Annotated in this window: 14 protein-coding genes and 1 riboswitch; of the genes, 7 read left to right on the plus strand and 7 right to left on the minus strand. The window is 63.3% G+C overall.

Features of this window, described 5'->3' with window-relative positions; translation table 11 throughout:
• Positions 1-28: 28 nt before the first annotated feature.
• The 3 genes from DWU99_RS17220 to DWU99_RS17230 are packed head-to-tail and all read left to right on the plus strand — an operon-like array spanning position 29 to position 1,424.
• Complete coding sequence (locus DWU99_RS17220) at positions 29-409, plus strand: VOC family protein (RefSeq protein ID WP_158543342.1); 381 nt, start codon at positions 29-31, stop codon at positions 407-409.
• Positions 410-451: 42 nt separating this feature from the next.
• Complete coding sequence (locus tag DWU99_RS17225; protein ID WP_115479314.1) at positions 452-979, plus strand: dihydrofolate reductase family protein; 528 nt, start codon at positions 452-454, stop codon at positions 977-979.
• A gap of 46 nt (positions 980-1,025) precedes the next feature.
• Positions 1,026-1,424 (plus strand): VOC family protein, encoded by a 399-nt coding sequence (locus tag DWU99_RS17230; protein WP_115479315.1) that lies wholly within the window; start codon positions 1,026-1,028, stop codon positions 1,422-1,424.
• 9 nt (positions 1,425-1,433) lie between these two features.
• On the opposite strand, the gene DWU99_RS17235 is transcribed toward DWU99_RS17230, so the two are convergent.
• From DWU99_RS17235 to zwf, 6 genes are all read right to left on the minus strand, one after another.
• Positions 1,434-1,805 (minus strand): nuclear transport factor 2 family protein, encoded by a 372-nt coding sequence (locus DWU99_RS17235; protein WP_115479316.1) that lies wholly within the window; start codon positions 1,803-1,805, stop codon positions 1,434-1,436.
• A 90-nt stretch (positions 1,806-1,895) separates the two neighbouring features.
• The gene (locus DWU99_RS17240; RefSeq protein WP_115479317.1) at positions 1,896-3,479 is read right to left on the minus strand and encodes a S10 family peptidase; all 1,584 of its coding nucleotides are present in this window, start codon (positions 3,477-3,479) and stop codon (positions 1,896-1,898) included.
• A 145-nt stretch (positions 3,480-3,624) separates the two neighbouring features.
• Positions 3,625-4,278: a bifunctional 4-hydroxy-2-oxoglutarate aldolase/2-dehydro-3-deoxy-phosphogluconate aldolase gene (eda, locus tag DWU99_RS17245; protein ID WP_115479318.1), complete on the minus strand. Its 654-nt coding sequence runs from the start codon at positions 4,276-4,278 to the stop codon at positions 3,625-3,627.
• Positions 4,279-4,333: 55 nt separating this feature from the next.
• Positions 4,334-6,145 (minus strand): phosphogluconate dehydratase, encoded by a 1,812-nt coding sequence (gene edd, locus DWU99_RS17250; protein ID WP_115479319.1) that lies wholly within the window; start codon positions 6,143-6,145, stop codon positions 4,334-4,336.
• Positions 6,146-6,341: 196 nt separating this feature from the next.
• Positions 6,342-7,031: a 6-phosphogluconolactonase gene (gene pgl, locus DWU99_RS17255; protein WP_115479320.1), complete on the minus strand. Its 690-nt coding sequence runs from the start codon at positions 7,029-7,031 to the stop codon at positions 6,342-6,344.
• 5 nt (positions 7,032-7,036) lie between these two features.
• Complete coding sequence (zwf, locus tag DWU99_RS17260; RefSeq protein WP_115479321.1) at positions 7,037-8,524, minus strand: glucose-6-phosphate dehydrogenase; 1,488 nt, start codon at positions 8,522-8,524, stop codon at positions 7,037-7,039.
• A 191-nt stretch (positions 8,525-8,715) separates the two neighbouring features.
• Between zwf and DWU99_RS17265 the strand changes: the two genes are divergently transcribed.
• Together DWU99_RS17265 and DWU99_RS17270 are read left to right on the plus strand one after the other, a co-directional pair.
• Positions 8,716-9,468, plus strand: a complete 753-nt coding sequence (locus DWU99_RS17265) for a GntR family transcriptional regulator (RefSeq protein ID WP_115479322.1) — start codon at positions 8,716-8,718, stop codon at positions 9,466-9,468.
• A gap of 288 nt (positions 9,469-9,756) precedes the next feature.
• Complete coding sequence (locus DWU99_RS17270; RefSeq protein ID WP_115479323.1) at positions 9,757-12,630, plus strand: ligand-binding sensor domain-containing diguanylate cyclase; 2,874 nt, start codon at positions 9,757-9,759, stop codon at positions 12,628-12,630.
• Between the two features lie 103 nt (positions 12,631-12,733).
• Here the strand turns inward: DWU99_RS17270 and DWU99_RS17275 are convergent, their stop codons facing one another.
• A complete protein-coding gene (locus DWU99_RS17275) occupies positions 12,734-14,563 on the minus strand; it encodes an alpha-L-fucosidase (RefSeq protein ID WP_233511200.1) in 1,830 nt (609 codons plus the stop codon).
• Between the two features lie 113 nt (positions 14,564-14,676).
• A riboswitch (cobalamin riboswitch) is annotated at positions 14,677-14,909 on the plus strand.
• A gap of 133 nt (positions 14,910-15,042) precedes the next feature.
• On the opposite strand from DWU99_RS17275, the gene DWU99_RS17280 reads away from it, so the two are divergent.
• Positions 15,043-16,956, plus strand: coding sequence for a TonB-dependent receptor domain-containing protein (locus tag DWU99_RS17280; protein WP_233511201.1), 1,914 nt, complete (start codon positions 15,043-15,045; stop codon positions 16,954-16,956).
• A 242-nt stretch (positions 16,957-17,198) separates the two neighbouring features.
• A complete protein-coding gene (locus DWU99_RS17285; protein WP_115479324.1) occupies positions 17,199-20,363 on the plus strand; it encodes an efflux RND transporter permease subunit in 3,165 nt (1,054 codons plus the stop codon).
• The last annotated feature ends 245 nt before the right edge of the window (positions 20,364-20,608 follow it).

The raw sequence follows: 20,608 nt of genomic DNA on the forward strand, positions 1-20,608 counted from the left end.
GCCTTGGACAATCAGGAGCGAGTTAGAGGTGGCAACGCTCGATCACGTCATCCTGCGGGTGAACGACCTGGAAGCAAGCATTGCTTTCTACACGGGCGTGCTGGGTTTTGCGATGCAAGGTCAGGATGGGCCGTTCACCGTCATCCGCGTCGACGATAATTTCGTGCTTCTGCTTGCGCCGCATGGCGCCTCGGGAATCGAACATTACGCCTTTGCCGTGTCACGGGCCGAGTTTGCGCAGATTTTTGATCGCATCAAAAGCGCGGGCATACCGTACGGACCGACGTTCGACGCTGTCGGGTCGAACGAAGGGCCCGGCGAAGAATCGGGTGCGAGAGGACTTGCGCCGACGCTGTATTTTTTCGATCCCAACAAGCATCTGCTCGAAATCAGATGCTACGAGCGATAGGTCGTTATTTCGCAGGCATCTCCACAGCAGCGGAGGCATGTCATGAAAGCGTCGGTCTTTGTTGGCGTCAGTGTCGATGGCTTCATGGCCAGGCTCGATGGCGCACTCGACTTTCTTCCACCCGGAGGCGGTGAGCCGCATGGCTACGACGACTTCATGGCCACCGTCGATGCGCTGGTGATCGGCCGCAACACCTACGAAGTCGTGCTGGGCTTCGAGGCGTGGCCTTATGCCGACAAACCGGTCTTCGTATTGAGCACGCATGCGCTGCCGTCACCACCCGCAGGCGCCGTGTTAGAGCATCTGTCCGGTACGCCGAAAGAGATCGCCTTCCTGCTTGCAGCCCGTGGTTTCCGACACGTCTACGTGGACGGTGGCATCACCATCCAGGGATTTCTGCGCGAAGGGCTGATCCAGCGCCTCGTCATCACCCGCGTACCGGTGCTGATCGGTACGGGAATCCCATTGTTTGGTGCCACCCTGCAGGACATCGCGCTCAAACATGTTGCCACTCGCTCATACGCGAGCGGGCTAGTGCAGAGCCAATACGAAGTCGTCAACGCGGCTTGATGACAGTAGCCCGGCACATCGTTGCGGCGCCGTTCGGAGCAATGACATGACATCAAGCGCCACGCCTTTTCTGATGTTCGGGGGATCGGCCGAAGAAGCGATGCGCTTCTACACATCGCTTTGTCCCGATTCGGCGATTACCGCGATCGAGCGCTACGGACCGCGTGAGGCCGGTGTCGAGGGTTCGGTGAAGAAGGCGACCTTCACGGTGTGCGGCCGCTCTTTCATGTGCATAGACAGCGCGGTGAAGCACGACTTCAGCTTCACGCCAGCGCTCTCGATCTTCGTCGATCTGGATGACGAAACCGGCATCGAGCATGCGTTCTGCGAGTTGGCGAACGGCGGCAAGGTATTCATGCCGCTCAACAACTATGGGTTCAGCAGAAAGTTCGCGTGGGTAAGCGATCGATTCGGGGTTTCGTGGCAGCTCAATCTGGCTGCGTAAACGGCGCCGTCAGTCGCTGTAGTCGGCGATATGGATCAGCAGGCCGTCACGCTCGCGAAATTCGCTGCGCCCCGGCATGGCAATGCTCTGGCCTGCGCGGATGCCATTGGGCAGATCGATGGCGAAGGTGCCCTCGAACGCGATCTGCGCATGCGCGACGGCCGCCACCTCGGCGTAGCCGACGATGGTCTGGTGGCGGGCGGAGAACAGATGCCGCGAACTTTCGGCCAGATGACGCAGCTCGTCGATGCCGATGGTGCGCACGCTCAGCGTGCCGCCAGCGTAGTTCTCGAAGATGACTTCGCGATGCATCGTCTTCATCATGGCGTCGACGTCCATGCGGTTGTAGGCGTCGATATAGCGGTCGATCAGGGCGCGCATGCGAGTTCGATAGGGAAAGGGAGGTGCGAAAAGCTTACCCCTCCCAACCTCCCCCGGCCAGCAGGAGGAGGTGGTGGAGCGCAGGCTTTCTTATTGCTTGACGTTGTCCGTCTGCTCGATGAAGCGCGACACGTTGTCGTGCAGCAGTTTCAGCGAGGCTTCGTGCGCGTAGACCATGTGTCCTGACGGATACCATTCGTAGCTGATGTTGTTCATCAGGGCCGGTTGCACGGGCAGGTGATGCATTTCGTAGTCGGCGGCGAAGAACGGTGTGGCGAGATCGTAGTAACCACCGTTGAGCAGGACCTTGAGATCCGGGTTGGTCTTCATCGCCTTCGCCAGGTCGGGCATCACGTTGACCGCGCCGTCGTGACCGTTGTGCTTGAAATCCCAGTCCGTCGCGTCGGGGGCGAACTCGTGATAAGTCTGGTTCTGCCCGTACTTGAGATCCTTGCGCACGTAGTCGTTGAAGGCTGCGATGTAGGCGGAACTGATCGCCGAGGATTGCGGGTCGTATTCGGCTTCCTTGCTCAAGGGATCGAGCGACGGGCCCGAGAAACGCGAGTCCAGACGGCCAGTCGTATCGCCCGAATCGCCGAGCAGTTCGTGCTCGAACATGCCCCCGGTCACGCGCAGATTGGCTTTGAGCAGATAGTCCACCGGCAGGCCGGTGTACTGGTGCAGTTTCTGCGCGACAGCTTGCTTGCGCGCATCGTCCAGTCGCGAACCGGCCATCAATGCCTCGGCGTAGTCGCCCAGCGCGAACTGCTCCACTTCCTGCAGGAAGGGCTCCAGCTCCGCGGGCGTCTGCGGCAGCTTGTGGTGGTAGTACGCCGTGGCCGCGAAAGTGGGAAGCGCCAGCTCGTAGGGCAGGTCGACGCCGGGATTCTGGTCGGGGCCGTCGATGCTGGTGTCGAAGTTGAGGATCTGCGAGAGCAGGATGACGCCGTTCAAGTCGACGCTGTCGTCGTTTTCCAGATCGTTGGCAAGCACGGCCGACCGCGTGGTGCCGTAGCTTTCGCCGAACAGGTATTTCGGCGAATTCCAGCGGCCGTAGCGCGACAGGAACTGGGTGATGAATTGCGCGAAGGCGTGACCGTCGCCGTCGACGCTGTAGATTTCCTTGCGGCGATCCTTCAGTTGCTCGTCGCGCTTGGATGCGTCCGTGTCGTTGGCGATCAGGCGGCTGAAACCCGCACCCGGCGCGTCGATGAAGACGAGATCGGACGCGTCGAGCAAACTGTAGTCGTTGTTGACCACCTGGTACGGCGCGGCGGGCGTGTGACTGTCGTCCCTGGTGACCACGCGGCGCGGACCGAACGCGCCCATGTGCAGCCACACCGTGGCCGAACCCGGGCCGCCGTTGTAGACGAAGGTGATCGGCCGCTTCGCACTGTCCGCGCCTTTCTTGAAGTAGGCGACGTAGAACATGCTGACGGTCGGATCGTTTTCCTTCTCGTTCTTGCCGTGCAGCACGATGGTGCCGGCGACCGCCTTGTACGCGATGCGCCTGCCTTCGACCGACACCGATCCTTCGCTGTCCGACGCTTGCGGATGGATCAGTGCCGCGTCGGGCTTTGTCTCATCCTGGGCTGGCTTGTCTTTCTTGTCGGCAGCGGCGGCGTTGCCGAGCAGAAGCGCAGTGAGGGCGATAACGAGTGGTAGCTTGCGCATGGATGACGGTTCCCAAGAAACAGGCGCGACGCGCCGACCGCTCAGCTTAGGCAGGCCTCGGAAGGGTTTCGCGCCCCAGAAGTCACGCAGCGTGTGCCCGTTCCCTCTCCCCCGAGGGGAGAGGGAGTCAACAGAGACAACGTGATCAGGCGGCCACGCCGCGCAACAACGCCGCGTCGCGCGCCAGCCGTTCGATACCAGCCCAGTCGCCGCTGTTGAGTTTGTCGCTCGGCGTCAGCCACGAGCCGCCCACGCACAGAACGTTCGGCAAGCTGAGGAAGTCCGGCGCGCTGGCGAGTGAAATGCCGCCGGTGGGGCAGAAGCGCAGCTGCGGCAGCGGGCTGGCCCATGCGCCGAGCAGTTTCGCACCGCCGGCGGGTACGGCGGGGAAGAATTTCAGATGGCGATAACCGCGTTCGAGCAGGTTCATCGCTTCGCTCGCCGTCGCCACGCCGGGCAACAACGGCAGCGCGCTGTCGTCCGCGGCCGCAAGCAGGTTCGGCGATACGCCGGGCGACACGGCAAAACGCGCACCCGCTTGTTCGGCGGCATGAAAATCCTTGGCGGTGAGCACAGTGCCCACGCCGACCACGGCGCTTTCCACTTCCGCAGCGATGGCACGAATCGCATCGAGCGCGGCGGGTGTGCGCAAGGTCACTTCGATCGCCGGCGTGCCGCCGGCCACGAGTGCGCGCGCCATCGGCACGGCATGCCTGGCGTCGTGGATGATGACCACCGGAATCACGGGCGCCAGACGCATGGTGGTTTCGACGTGCTGCTGCTTGGTTTCGATGTTCATGGCTTCAAGCCTAATTTTCGATGGGGTTACTCCCCTCCCCAAAGGGGAGAGGATGTCAGAGCACGCCGGCGCCGAGATCGGCTGCGGCCGCGTTGCGACGGAACATGCCGAACAGCTCGCGACCCATGCCGTGCTGGTGCCGGGAGAGGTCTTCGATGACGGGCGTGCGCGATGCGAATTCCGCGGCGTCGACCAACACCTCGAGCGTGCCGTGCACGGCGTCGAGACGAATGATGTCGCCATCGCGGACTTTCGCGATCGGACCGCCGTCATCGGCTTCCGGCGTTACGTGGATGGCCGCCGGCACGCGTCCGCTCGCACCGGACATGCGACCGTCGGTCACCAGCGCGATGCGGTGGCCGCGATCCTGCAGCACGGCCAGCGTCGGCGTGAGCTTGTGCAATTCCGGCATGCCGATGGCGCGCGGTCCCTGGAAGCGCACGACCGCGATGAAATCGCGGCTCAGCTCGCCGCGATCGAACGCGCGCTTGATGTCGTCCTGATCGTGAAACACGATGGCCGGCGCTTCGATCACCAGGCGATCGTCCGGCACCGACGACACCTTGATCACGCCGCGACCGAGATTGCCGTGCACCATCCGGAGTCCACCGTCGGGACGGAAGGGTTCGTTCACGCCGCGCAACACGCCGCGATTGCCGCTTTCCTTCAGCACCGGCGTCCACATCAGGTTGCCGGATTCGTCGAGCGTGGGCACCTTGCCGTACTCGGACATCGTGCAACCCGCGATGGTGCGTGCGTCGCCGTGCAGCAGGCCGGCGCTCAGCAATTGGTCGATGAGGAACCCCATGCCGCCGGCGTCGTGGAACTGGTTCACGTCCGCGTAGCCGTTGGGATAGACGCGCGCCAGCAGCGGGATGACCGCGGAGAGCGCATCGAAGTCTTCCCAGCGCAACGCAATGCCTGCGGCCTGCGCAATCGCGACGAGGTGCAGCAGATGATTGGTGGAACCACCCGTGGCGTGCAGACCGATCACGCCGTTGATGATCGCGCGTTCGTCGATGATGTGGCCGATGGCCAAGTTCTCGCCCGCCTTGCCCAACGCTGCGCAGCGACGCACGGCTTCGGCGGTGAGCGCGTCGCGCAGAGGCGTATCCGGCGCAACGAAACTGGCGCCTGGCAAATGCAGGCCCATGATCTCCATAAGCATCTGGTTGGAGTTGGCGGTGCCGTAGAACGTGCAGGTACCGGCCGTGTGATAGGACGCCGCTTCCGCTTCCAGCAACTCCGCGCGGCTCGCCTTGCCTTCGGCATAGGCCTGGCGGACCTTCGATTTCTGTTCGTTGCTGATACCGCTGGGCATCGGGCCGCTGGGCACGAACACGCCGGGCAGATGGCCGAAGCTCAAGGCACCGATCAGCAGGCCCGGCACGATCTTGTCGCAGATGCCCAGGTACAGCGCGCCGTCGAACATGTCGTGCGACAACGCGACAGCGGTGGCCATCGCGATGAGGTCACGCGAGAACAACGACAGTTCCATGCCCGAGCGACCTTGCGTGACGCCATCGCACATCGCCGGCACGCCGCCGGCCACCTGTGCGGTGAAGCCCGATTCGCGCGCGACGTCGCGGATGAAGGCGGGATAGCGCTCGTACGGCTGATGCGCCGACAGCATGTCGTTATACGCCGTGACGATGCCGATATTCGGCGCATGACCTTCGCGCAACGCGGCTTTGTCGTGCGTGCCGCACGCGGCAAAACCATGCGCAAGATTGCCACAGGAAAGGCGCGAGCGATGCGTGCCTTCGATGGCGACACCGCCGATGCGATCGAGATAAGCAGCACGCGTGTCGCGGCTGCGTTCGCGCAGGCGTTCGGTGACTTCGGCTACGACGGGATGCAAACTCATCTTCAACTCCAGCCGGTGTTACGCGGCGCAAACTTTTCCGGCCGATGGGCGGGAACGTGAATCTCCTCCCCCTGCAAGCAGGGGGAGGCTGGGAGGGGGTCACACACACTTGCCTCAATATGAAGGGCTTCATCCCACCCCAGTCCTCCCCTGCTGCACGCAGGAGAGGGAGTGGATGGCGATGTGAAGCGATTCATTACGGGCACCAATAGACGTCCAAATGAGATGCTCGGCGCAACACGCTGGCGATGGGCAACTGACTGCCGGATTGTTCGGCATGTTGCAGCACCACGCGTTTGTCGGCACCTTCGATATGCAGATACAGCGCTCGCGCTTTCAGCAGCACGGGCAGGGTGAAGGTGATGCGCGGCTCGCCCGCGCCCGGTGCGCGCATCGGCAGCACCTGCGCGGCGTTAGCCGGATCGAGCGCTTCGGCGAGGCGGTCGCCACCGGGGAAAAAGGACGCGGTGTGCCCGTCCGGCCCCATGCCGAGCACGACAACGTCGAACGGCAGCTTCATCGCGGAAATGCGCGTACGCACTTCGCCGATACCGGCTTCCGGCGTCGCGGCCTCCACGTACAGCGGCACGAATTCCGCGTCCGCGGCGTTGTGGCGCAACAGCAAAGATTCGATGAGACGCGCGTTGGAACGTTCGTCGGTATCCGGCACCCAGCGTTCATCGACCAGGGTGACGGTGACGCGCGACCAATCCAGCGCCTCGTGCGACAACCGCTCGAACAGTCGCTTGGGCGTGCTGCCGCCGGATACCGCCATCCATGCTTCGCCGCGCGCGGCAATCGCCGCGCGCAGATCGTTGGCGATGCGCGCCGACAGCGCGGCGGCCAGCGCCTGGTTGTCTTCAAACGCATGCACGGTGGGTTGCACTGACACTATTCGTTGTCCTCGTCCCAGGTGCGGCCGTCGCGTTCGATCAGGGCCACTGAAGCGCTGGGCCCCCACGTACCGGACGTGTACGGACGCGGCGCTTCGCCGCTGGCCGCCCACGCCGCCAGAATCGGATCGGCCCAGCGCCATGCGGCTTCGACTTCGTCGCGACGCATGAACAGCGTGGGATTGCCACGCACCACATCGAGCAGCAGCCGCTCGTACGCATCCGGCTGTTGCGCGCCGAACGCTTCGGCGAAGCTCATGTCCAGCGGCACATGGCGCAGACGCAGGCCGCCCGGCCCCGGATGCTTGATCGTGAGCCACAGCTTCACGCCTTCGTCCGGCTGCAGCCTCAGCACCAGGCGATTTTGCGCCAGCGGGCCTGCAGCGGCAGTGAAAATGGAGTGCGGAACGGGTTTGAAGGCCACCACGATTTCCGACACGCGCTCGGCAAGACGCTTGCCGGTACGCAGATAGAACGGCACGCCGGCCCAGCGCCAGTTGCCGATCTCGGCTTTCAGCGCCACGAAGGTTTCGGTGTTGGATTTCTCCACCTTCGTCTTGGCGGTGCTGTTGAGGTCTTCGATATAGCCCGGCACGCTGTGCCCTTCGGCCGCGCCGGCACGGTACTGGCCGCGCACGGTGAGCTGCGACGCATTGCCTTCGTCGATGCGCTTGAGCGAATGCAGCACCTTCAGTTTTTCATCGCGAACCGCATCGGGCGACATCGACGCGGGCGGCTCCATCGCCACCATGCACAACAGCTGCAGCATGTGGTTCTGCACCATGTCGCGCAGCGCGCCGGCGTGGTCGTAATACGGCCCGCGCTTCTCGACGCCCAACGTTTCGGCCACGGTGATCTGCACGTGATCGATGTGCCCGGCGTTCCACAGCGGCTCGAACAACGCGTTGCCGAAACGCAACGCCAGCAGGTTCTGCACCGTTTCCTTGCCGAGATAGTGATCGATGCGGAACGTCTGCGATTCGGCGAAGACGCGGCCGACGTCGTCGTTGATGCGGTTGGCGCTGACCAGATCGTGGCCGATCGGCTTTTCCAGCACCACGCGCGACTCGCCCTGGTTGAGCCCGTAGTGACCCAGGCGCTGGCAGATGTCGACGAACAATTCCGGCGACGTGGACAGATAGAACACGCGCACGTTGCCGGGCCGCTCGGCCAGCAGCTTGGCGAAGTCGTCCCAGCCGTCGTCCTTGCGGGCATCGAGCGGGCGGTAGCCGACCAGCTTGAGGAACGCCGCGAGCTTGTCGGGCTGCGATTCGGCCGCGCCGTTGAGCGCGGCGCGGATCTGGGCGCGATAGCCGTCGTCGTCCAGTCCTTCGCGGGCCACGCCGAGGATGCGGCTGCCGGGCTGGATCTGGCCGTCGACGAAGCGGTGGAACAGGGCAGGGAGCAATTTGCGCACGGCCAGGTCGCCAGTGCCGCCGAAAATCACCAGGTCGAAGGTGTCGACCGGTAGAGCAGGTGCAGTCACAACTCACCTCTTGCTGATACTGGCTGGCCACGGGGGTGCAGCCGCCGGGGGAAGCTGGATCGTACCAATGACATACCAGGTAATACCAGTCCCCCTTGGGGTGCATTCGTATGCAAATTTTTCCTAAGCTCACCGGGCGCTGGCGTATGGCACCAGTTGTACCAGTGGTTCGGCATTGGTATTGTGCAGGGATGCAAAACGCCCTGGCCGACGAATACCGGCGCCTCAGCCGCGACACGACCACCCACCAGCCGCTGGCCTACCTGCGACTGCGCCGGGCTATTCGTAACGTGATACAGCATCGGGATATTGAACCGGGTCAAACCCTGCCCAGCGAACGGGATCTGTCCCTGGCCCTGGGGCTTTCCCGGGTCACGGTACGCAAGGCCATTTCCGGCCTGGTCGAGGAAGGCCTGCTGACCCAGCGCCACGGCGCCGGCACCTTCGTGGCCGAGCGCATCATCAAGCCGATGTCCCGGCTGACCAGCTTCACCGAAGACCTGCGCGCCCGCGGCCTGCATCCGCGTTCCGAATTCTTCGAACGCAGCGTGGGCGAGGTGACGCCGGAAGAATCCATGGCGCTCAACCTGTCGCCCGGCGTGCTGGTCGCGCGCCTGCACCGCGTGCGCTATGCCGAAGACGAGCCGTTGGCGATCGAGCGAAGCGTGGTGCCCGCCAGCGTGCTGGCCGATCCGCACGAAGTGCACGATTCGCTCTACGAAGCGCTGGAACACCACAATTGCCGCCCCGTCCGCGCCTTGCAGCGCCTGCGCGCGGTACTGCTCGGCGCACGCCAGGCCCGCCTGCTGCACGTGACGGCCGGCAGCGCCGGCCTGCATATCGAACGTCGCGGTTTTCTCGACGACGGCCGCGTGGTGGAGTTCACCACCTCGTGGTATCGCGGCGATATCTACGATTTCGTGGCCGAACTGCAAACTGACTGATGGCCGGGCGCGGCAGGCGCCGGCTTCTTCACATGGCCTTCTTTTGACTGGCTTACGGTGACTGTCCGCGCGAGGTCGTCCGCGGGCTGCCGATCCTGATGGACGAGCCGCGTCAGGCGCCTGCGCCGGAACGCGAACCTACGCTATTGTTCGATCCGAATACACGTCGCGCGCACGGATGCGCCATCGCGTAAGGCGAACGGGGGCCATGGAACATTGAACGCAGTGGCGAATGACTTGAGGGGCGAATCCTCGCGGATTTTCCGCCGCTGGCATGGGGCATGCGCGGTGGTCGCCTGGCTTGCCATGCTGGTCATGACGACTGGCGCCCACGGCCAAGCCATCAGCCTGGCGAGTTTCACCCAAGCGCAGGGCCTGGGGAGTCTGGAAGACAACTGCCTGGTCCAGGATCGCCGCGGCTTTGTATACGTCTGCACCGAGAACGGGCTGTTTCGTTTCGACGGTCACGCTTTCCAGCGCATCGGCGCCGAGAACGGCCTGCTAGGCAGCTACATCGGCGCCGTGCATCAGGATGCCCCGGGCCGCTTGTGGGTGGGCACGCGGACCGGGCTCTATGTGGGCGATGGTCAGCGCTTCACGCCCATCATCACTGCGCAAGGACGTCCGCTACCGATCGACGCGGGCGCCATGCTCGCCGATCTGGAAGGCCGGCTGTATGCGGTGAGTCAACATCGCTTGTGGCTGATCGAGTCCAGCGGAACGGCATGGCGCGCACGTCCGCGTTTCGACGCAACGGCGCAGCGCACGACGCCAGCGCTATCGGACATCACCAGTGTCTTCGCCGATGGACACACGCTGTGGTTCGGTTGCGGCAAGTCGCTGTGCCAGCTCGCGGGAGACCAACTGCGCGTTTGGAGCGAGCGCGATGGCATCCCTTCGGACACCTGGACCTCCTACCTTCGCGCTCGCGACGGCACACTCTGGGTCCGCAGTCCTTATCACATTCGCACACTGTCTCCCGGCGACGCGATGTTCGCCGATCATGACCTGCCTGGTGCGCGCGTCGTCACGGCGTATCTGGACATGATCGAAGACGACGATGGGCGTCTGCTCACTCGCGCCAACGATGGCCTGGCGCGCTGGGACGGTCACGGTTGGCGCACCTTCGATGCAAGCAACGGCCTGCCCGATATCGGCATCGATGCATTGTTGTACGACCGCAATCATGTGCTTTGGATCGGCACGTACGGTCGCGGTGTCCTGCAATGGCGCGGTTACGATCAAATCCAGAGCTGGCAAACCTTGCAAGGCCTGGACAGCAATCCGAGCTGGGTGATCGCACGCGCCAGCAGCGGCGCACTTTGGGTCGGCGATGAGCTGGGCGGCAGCGTGCTCGCACCCGGCGCCTCGCGCCTCACCGCCTGGCCTCTGAAAGCACCGCCGCTGGCGCAGGAAGCCACGGGACTGTCTGCATTGCCCGAGGGCGACATGCTCGTGGCGTACTACTCCGGCGAGCTGGTGCGTTATCGCGCTCGCCAGGGCACCACAGACACACTTGCGCATTCGCCCGCCTACATTCGCGAGATGCTGGTCGACCGCCATGGGCAGGTGTGGCTTTGCACCGAACGTGGGATGTACCTCTACGATGGCCATGCGCTGCAACGCGCAGGCGGGGACGTGGTTCCCGACAACGTGTTCTCCGACGCGAAAGAGGATGCGCAGGGCCGGCTATGGTTCAGCGGCGAACCTGGCCTGTTCCGTCTTGCCCACGGCCGTTGGACACGTATTCGCGTCGAAGGCGCGCCGTCCGATGAGCAATTCACGCATCTGGACGTGGAACCGAATGGCGACCTCTACCTGGCCAGCAATTTCGGCGGTCTGTGGCACGGTCGCGTCACCGACGACGATGCCCTGACCGTGCGGCACGCGGGTGACGATCTCCTCGACAGCACGCGCATCTATTTCATCCAGCACGATCGTCGCGGCTGGCTGTGGATCGGCGGCACGGACGGCGTGGAGTTGTTCAACGGACAGCATTGGCGTCGCCTCACCGAGGACGACGGATTGATCTGGGATGACATCGCCGAGAATGCCTTCTTCGCCGATGACGATGGCTCGGTGTGGATCGGCACCAGCAACGGCATCTCCCAGATTCTGCATCCATCGTCGCTGGCGACGTCCGATCCCGCGCAGATCGTCATCACCGGATTGCGCCGTGGCGGCGTCATGCAGGCACCCGCTTCCGCTTATCGCTTCGACTACGCACCCGACCAGCCCATCACCCTGCGCCTTGCCACGCAGGGCGCGCCCACGCGTAGCACTTTGCAATATCGCTACCGACTGCGAGGCTTGGAACACAGCTGGGTGAATTCGGATCGGCCGCAGGTCGACTACCCAACGCTGCCACCCGGCGACTTCGTGTTTGAAGCGATGGCTTACGATCCGGACAGCCGACAGTTTTCGCCGGTCGTGCAGCTGCCGCTGCACATCGTGCCTCCCTGGTGGCAGCGAACACCTGCCGTGTTGGGCGGATTGTCGTTGCTCGCCTTGGGCATCGTGCTGGTCTGGCAACTGCGCACGCGGCATCTACGCGCGCGCGCGCATAGGCTCGAACAGTTGGTCGCCCTGCGTACGCGCGAGCTGGAGGTGGACAAGCAGGCTTTGGAAGATGCTCGCGCCGCACTCTGGCATCAAGCCACGCACGACGCGTTGACGGGCCTGCCCAATCGCTCGCGCGTGCTGGAGATCCTGGCATCGGCGATCGGCGAAGCGCGGCAAAGTAACCGGTCGCTGGCCGTGGCGCTGATCGACCTCGACCATTTCAAGCGCATCAACGATCACTACGGCCACCTCGCCGGCGACGCGGTATTGATCGAAGCTGCCACGCGGCTGTGCCAAATGCTGCCGCCCGGCGCCACCCTGGGCCGCTACGGTGGCGAGGAGATCCTGGCCGTGGTGCCCGGAGCGTCCCTCGACGATCCCGCCCCTTTTGAAACGCTGCGCCAGTACATCGCCAACAGTCCTTTCGATGGCGATGGCGCACACGTGACGGTCACCTGCTCGATCGGCGCAGCTTGGCTGCGGCCAAAAGACCACGATGGCTTCGATCTCATTCGGCGCGCCGATACGGCGCTGTACCTGGCCAAAACGGCGGGACGAAACCGTGTGGTGCTCGCGGACGACAACTGGGAAGCCGCCTGACACCCCGCGATGCGAACGTTTCTGCACGTCGAACCGGGCGCGCGCGGCCTGGGGATTTGCGACAACCTTTTGCGGTGCGAGTATCGTCCTCGCCACTCTTTGCTCACTGCATCGGCGACAACTCAACAGATTGCACGGTCACCGGAAGCTTGCTGCCCTGTATGAATGGCGCAGACGGCGTCAGCTCCAGCTGCATGGCGTAAGGATGCGTCATGCGATCGCTGTGTACGTTTACGGTCTGGCTCATGACACCTTGCTTCCCTGAAGTGGTGCCCGCAAGGTCAAGCGGATAGCGCCGGCCGTCGACCCACACATCCATGCGACTGTCAGTAGGCCAGGGCATGTAGCTGACCGTGAGCGAGTAATTCGTAGCCTTTGCATCGAGATGCCAGCTCAGCTTGTAGAGCGTGGCGGGCGCTTCGTAGCCTTCGCCGTTGTAATTGAGGTAGTGCTCCGCTTGCGTCGGCTGCAAGTGAAAACTTCCATCGGAAGCCGCAGCGATGACGGCGGGACGAACCCGCAGCGCTCCCTTGAAAGGCAGCACGACGACGGGCATGAACGCATCCACGTTGGCGTTGCCGGCATCGGTCGCCGGCCAGTCGGCAAGGCGATCCAGCGCAATGCTGATGTCGTCGCCCTTGCGTTGAACATCGACCGTGTCATGCGGCGAACCCAGTCGATACGCACGACCCAGCGCGGTATCGGCCACACCCGGCACGCGAAGCTGATGATCGGCCGGCATCTTGGATACGAACAGATAGATCGCGTGGGGCCCGACCGTCGCGTAGCCGAAATCCAATGCCGCGAAGGGCTGTTTGCGCGTGCCGTAAATGGCCTCGCCGTTGCGCTTCAGCCAGTCGCCGATGCCATGCAGCACCTGTGATTCGAATGGCACGACGGAACCATCGCCTTCCGGGCCGATATTGAGGATGTAGTTGCCGCCCTGGCTGACCACGCGAACCAGGCGCGTGATGTTCTCGCGAATCTTGCCCGGCAGATCGGTTCGCGCCTGCCACGAGCGATAACCCCAGGTTTCCGGAAACATCGACGCCGGCGACTGCCAGGGCAATTCCATTGCCACGTCGGGTTCGCTGTTGTCACCCATCACGGCGAAGTCGCCGTCGTAGTTCCACACGCGGCCGGAAATCATCGTCTGCGGCTGCAAGGCGTGCACGGTATGCGCGAAATGCGCGCTCTGCGCAGGCGTTGGTTTGCCCATGTCGAACCAGATTTCGGCGATAGGACCGTAGTGGCTCAGCAGCTCCTTGAGCTGGGCGACATTGAAGGCCTCTTGGGAAGGCGTAATCGGATTGCTGTTGCCTTCGATGTACGTGTTGCCACCGGGATGATGCCAATCGATCGTCGAGTAATAAACGCCGAATTTCAGGCCGCCGCGCGCGCAGGCATCGGCCAGTTCCTTGACGATGTCCTTGTGATACGGCGTGCCATCGACGGCGTTGTATGTCGTTTCCGCGGTCTGGAACAAATTGAAGCCGTCGTGATGCTTGGCGGTGATGACGATGAATTTCATGCCCGCCGCCTTGGCCAGCGCCACGATCGCATCGGCGTCGAAGTGCTCCGGATCAAAGCGCGATGCCAGGGCCTCATAATCTTTCGGAGGAATCGGCCCGTTGGCAAAAATCTGCTCGCTGTAGCCGTTGTCCACGCGCTTTCCGTTCCACATGCCGCCCGCGATGGAATACAGGCCGAAGTGGATGAACATGCCGAACTTGCGGTCCTGCCAAGCCTTGATGGTTTCCGCGCTCGGGCCCGGGCCGACGGGCGGTTGGGGCTGATCGAGCGGGCGCCGCACGGCGGCAACGGCATCGGTTGTCCCGGTGGATGGCGGTCCAGCCAGGATGCCCTGCGACCAGCACACCATGCCCATGGCCAACCACAACACGGCACGTTTGCCGGAAACAACCTTCTTCATGCGCTTCGCACCTGGGTTCATGTCGGACGAACGAGGCGCGGACTGTACAGGTTTGACCGTTTTGCCGTGCCAAGTACAAACGCCCAAAGATTGCTAGGAAAACCCCCACCCGCTACAGTTTGCGCGTTTCGGGTGTCCCCAAGGTCGATCCAAGGGGATGAAACGGGAAGCCGGTGCGCTGTTCACGCAGCAAGGCCGGCACTGCCCCCGCAACGGTAAGCGAGCGTTTTTACGAACGATCACGCGCCACTGTGCTGTATCGCATGGGAAGGCATCGTTCGACGGCATGTAGCTCCATCGCATGCCACTCGCGAGTCCGGAGACCGGCCTGATTCATTGTTCTGGCAACTCGCGGTGGGCGAGGCTCGGATCGCGTGCTGCGACGTCCATCGCCTGCCCGCTTTTCCGTTCCTTCTTCGCACGGTTGCCGGCTTATTCACTTATGCCGCGCGGGGACGCGTGGCAGGGGAACCGACATCATGTTGAAGAAAACTTCGCTGACCGTGGCGCTGATCGGGCTCGGGCTGACAGCTCAAGCCAGCTACGCGCAAACCGCCGCCAGCGATCAAGGCAACACATTGGAAACCGTAGTCGTCACCGCGACGCGTACCGCAGTCAGCGAAAACAACGCGCTGTCGTCGGTCACCGTGATCACGCGCGACGATATCGATCGCCTGCAGCCGACCTCCGTCCTGGATCTGCTGACCGGCCTGCCGGGCGTATCCATCACACAGACCGGCGGCATCGGGCAGCAATCGTCGCTGTATTTGCGCGGCACGAACGCCACGCATGTGCTGGTGCTGATCGATGGCGTGCGCATCGGCTCGGTCAGCGCGGGCTTGCCGGCGCTGGAGCAGATTCCGGTGGGAGCGATCGAACGCATTGAACTGGTGCGCGGTCCGCGTGCCAGCCTGTACGGCTCGGATGCGATTGGTGGCGTGATCCAGATCTTCACGCGCCATGGCCAGCCGAACGGCGGCATTGCACCGTCCGTCAGCGTGACGGGCGGCAGTCACAACTTTGTCAGCGGCGAGGCCGGCGTTTCGGGCGGCGATTCGCACCTTTGGTACAACGCCAACCTCGGCGGCGAATACACCGCCGGCATTCCCGCGTGCCGCAACGGTGCGGCGGAGCTGGGCGTGGCATGTTTCGTGGACGATCCGCGCAACGATGCGTATCGCAACTGGAATGGCCTGGCCAATGTCGGCTATCGCTGGGATAACGGCACCGAGCTGGCGTTCGACTGGTTGCGCAGCAAGAGCGATGTGGAATTCGCCGGCACGCCGTATGGCGGCAACGATGCGATCGAAGAGCAGCACGTAGCCGGCGCGCGCCTGAGTTTCTCGCCGCTTGCCATCTGGAAGGTCACGCTCAACGCCGGACAAAGCCGCGACGACGACAGCACGTTCTACCAGGGCTCGTATTTCGGCGCGTACTACCCGCGCATGGCGACGGGTTACTTCGATTCGCGTCGCAACCAGGCCTCGTGGCAGAACGACATCACGCTCGCCACCAATCAGTTGCTGACAGTCGGCGTGGATTATCAGCAGGAACATATCTACAGCGACACGGATTTCCAGCAGACCACCCGCGGCGACACCGGCACATTCGCGCTGTATCAGGGCACGTTCGGCCAGAACGAAGTGCAGCTTTCCGCACGCCACGATCACAACGATCAATTCGGCAACCACAACACCGGCTCCGCCGCATGGGGTTATCACTTCGACCAGGGGCCGGTACTGTCGGTGAGTTATGGCACCGCCTTCCACGCGCCGACGTTCGATGACCTCTACTTTCCTGCTTTCGGTGGCGTGCCAACGGCCAACCCCAACCTGCAACCGGAAACCTCGCGCAGCGCCGAGATCGGACTTTCGCAGCAGCTGAACGGCTGGAACTGGGGCGTGAATGCCTACCAGACACGCATCGACGATCTGATCGCCTTCAACGAGGCATTCGTTCCCGTGAACATCAGCCGCGCCGTGATCCGCGGCATCGAAAGCCAGCTCGGTTTCAAGGTGGCCGACTGGCGCGTGCAGAGCTACCTGACGCTGATGCAGCCGAAGAACGATGGCATCGGCCCCGGCGACGGCAACCTGCTGCCCCGCCGCGCCAGGGACACCGCACGCGTCGACGTGGATCGCAGCTTTGGCAAGTTCGCGGTCGGCGCGACGTTCTTTGCCTCGGGCAAGCGCTACGACGACACGGCGAATGTGTACCGCATGGGCGGCTACGCCACCACGGATCTGCGCGCCAGCTACACGTTTGCGCCCGGCTGGCAGGTGGAAGGCAAGCTCGCGAACGCATTCGATCACAACTACGAGACGGCCTACTACTACAACCAGCTCGGCCGCACCTGGTATCTCACCTTTCGTTACAGCCCGTCGATTCACTGACCAATACGCCCCCTCGTCTCGGCACACACCGCGACGAGGGATTGGCTGAACGGATAATTGCCTGGGCAGGAAAATCCGCGCCCATGTCTTCCGGCAGGGTCGGACTTCAGGCACATTCGCACTGATCGCCCGCCAAGGCATAAGGTGCCCATGAATGTGCCCTTCTCTTTCGATGCGCCGACGCACGCGCCGGATTCGCGCGTGCGCAGCTTGCGCTTTCCTGACGACGTTCAGGTAGCGCCGTGAATATCTTTGAACCGATTATTCGAAGACCTATCGGCACGTCGCTACTGGCGATCGGCCTGACCATTGCGGGCTTCTGCGCTTATCTGCTGCTGGGCGTGGCCGCGCTGCCGTCGCTGGATTTCCCTGGGCTGGTCGTGATCGCCCAATACCCGGGCGCCGATGCGCAAACCATGGCGGCCACGGTGGTGGCGCCGCTGGAACGCCAGCTGGGACGCATTCCGGGCATTCAGCAGATGACCTCCGACAGCAATGCCGGCGGTACGCAGATCCAGATCCTGTTCGACTTCGGCCGCAACGCGGACAAGGCCGCGCGCGACGTGCAGGCCGCGATCAACGCCGCGCAGCCGGACCTGCCGATCGGCATGCTGCCGCCGCAGTATTTCAAGTTCGATACCGCGTCGATTCCGGTCCTGCTGATCTCGCTGACCTCGACCGGCATGCCGCCGGACAAGCTGTACGACCTCACCGATACCTTGCTGAAGCCGGCCGTGTCGCAGATACCGGGAGTGGCACAGGTGCAGGTGTTCGGCGGCACGCCGCACGCGGTGCGCGTCACGCTGAACAACATGGCGCTCACCGCCAAGGGGATTACGGCGAACGACATCGCCAACACGCTGCGTGCGGCGAACGTGACCTCGCCGCAAGGCATCCTCAGCGACGGCATCCGCCAGATGACGGTGACCGCCAACGATGCGCTGCAGACACCCCAGGATTTCGCATCGCTGGTGATCGCCAGCCAGAAGACCGTGCCGGTGCGCCTGTCGGATGTCGCCACCATCACCAGCGGCGAGCAGGACAAATACCAGGCGGCCTGGTTCAACGGCCAGCGCGCGGTATCGATGCAGATCAGCAAGCGGCCCGAGGCGAACTCCGTCGCGCTGGTGCAGGAAATTCGCTCGCGCCTGCCGGCACTACGCAACCTTGTGGCGGCGGATGTGACGATCACGCCGATCTTCGACCTCACCCAGGGCACCAAGTCCGCGCTGCACGAAGTGGAAATCGCGTTGCTGCTCAGTATCGTGATGGTGGCGCTGGTGATGCTGGTGTTCCTGCGGCGCCTGCGTCCCACGCTGATCGCGATGATCAGCGTGCCGCTGTCGCTGGCCGGCGCATTCGTGGTGATGTACGCGCTGGGCTTCACGCTCAACACGCTGTCGTTGATCGCCCTGGTGCTGTGCATCGGCTTCGTGGTGGACGACGCCATCGTGGTGATCGAGAACATCGTGCGCCACATGGAGCATGGCATGGAGGCGCTCGATGCAGCCTTGCTCGGCGTGCGCGAGATCGGCTTCACGGTGATCTCGATCACCGTATCGCTGGTGGCGGTGTTCGCACCGATGGTGTTCGGCAACAACACGCTGGTGATGCTGATGCGCGAGTTCTCGGTCACGCTGATCGCGACGATCGTGATTTCCGCCGTGGTATCGCTCACGCTCACACCGGCGCTGTGCGGTCGCTATCTGCTCGAGGAAAAACCAGGGGAACGCAAACCCGGCAAGCTCGAAGCGACGATCGAGCGTTTCGACCGATGGATGCTCCGCATCTACCAACGCGGCCTGGATTGGGCGATGCACCATCGCCGCGTCATGCGCTGGCAACCGCTGATCCTGCTGTTGCTCACCGGCCTGCTCGCGGTGTTTGTCGCCAAGACCGCCGGCGGCGGCATCATGCCGAAGGAAGATACCGGCATGCTGATCGCGCAGATGTCCGCCGATGCAAACATCTCGCCCGAATTGATGGCCAAGCGCACCCAGGCGGTGGCGGCCGTGATGCAGGCCGATCCTGCCGTGTCCGACGTGACGACGATACTCGGCGGCAACAACAACAACGGCGCGGTCGGCAACAGTTCCACGCTGTTCGTCGACCTCAAGCCGCTGGGCAAGGGGCCGGGCCAGCGTCATGATCCGCTTGAGAAAGTGATCGAGCGACTGGACAAGCAGTACAAGAAGCTGCCGGACATGACCGTGACGATGCGCGGCCTGCAGTTCCTCGGCGGCGGCAACAACAAGGGCGGCGGCGAATACGCCTTCGACCTGGACAGCACCACGGGTGCGCCGCTGCAGCAGGCGACGCTGCGTCTCGCGCAGGTGATGCGCAAGATGAAACAGTTCAAGAACGTTACCACCAGCTACGACAGCATCGGCAAGCAACAGCTGCTGGACATCGATCGCGATGCCGCCTCGCGCCTGCAGATTGGCGTGGGACAGATCGACCAGGCGCTGGTCGACGCCTTCGGCCAGAATCCCGTGTCGGTGATCTATTCGGATATCAACCAATACCGTGTCGTGCTGGCCGCCAGCAACGCCGATTCGCTGAGCCCCGACACCTTGCTGAACACCTATGTTCGCAATACTCAGGGGAAGATGATTCCGCTCTCGGCGTTATCGCATATACGGGCAAACATCGCGCCGGTGGAAGTCCAGCACTTCAATCAGACGGAATCGTCCACGATCAGCTACAACCTGGCCGATGGCATCACGCAGGGCGATGGTTTGAAGTTCATCGATCAGGCGATATTCGCCGCACAGCTGCCCGCAGGCATCACCCGGCGTTACACCGGCGACAACCAGAAGCTGGTCGAAGCGCTGGAAAATGCGCTGATCGTGTTCGCGGCGGTGATCATCGTGATGTACATCGTGCTGGGCATTCTTTACGAAAGCCTGATCCATCCGCTGACGATTCTTTCCACGCTGCCGGCCGCGGGCATGGGTGCCTTCCTGGCGATGCTGATCACGCACACGCAGCTCACCATCATGTCGGTGATCGCGGTGCTGATGCTGATCGGCATCGTGAAGAAGAACGCCATCCTGATGGTGGACTTCGCCCTGGTCGCCGAGCGCGACCACAAGCTGTCGCCGCCTGATGCGATTCGCGAAGCGGCGCTGGTGCGCTTCCGCCCGATCACCATGACCACGCTGGTGGCGATGGGCGCGGCGCTGCCGCTGGCGGTCGGCTTCGGCATGGGATCGGAGATGCGCCAGCCCTTGGGTATCGCGATTCTGGGCGGATTGTCGGTGTCGCAGCTGCTTACCCTGCTCAGCACGCCGGCGATTTATCTGTGGCAGCACGACCGCCGCGTGCGCAAGGCCGCGCGCAAAGCGCGTCGCGAAGAGAAACGGCGCTTGCGGCAGTTGGGCAAGCAGGTGGCGGTGACGGATTGACGTGCTGATTACTTCTCTTTAACAGCGAACGCGACTGTAAACTTTCCGAAACACCTGTTTTCCTCATCGTCATTCCGGCTTGCACCGGAATGACGGGCGCGCAAGGTGACGCGGCAGCTTCACGCAAGCTTCCTCATGCCTTCTGGCATGGCCGGACTTCAGGCACATTTGCATGCATAAGCATCAGCGTATGAGATGCTTATGAATGGATCTCACGCGCTCAATCTTCGTTCGCCCCGTATGCA

Source organism: Dyella psychrodurans, assembly GCF_003363265.1.
Taxonomy (GTDB): Bacteria; Pseudomonadota; Gammaproteobacteria; order Xanthomonadales; family Rhodanobacteraceae; genus Dyella_B; species Dyella_B psychrodurans.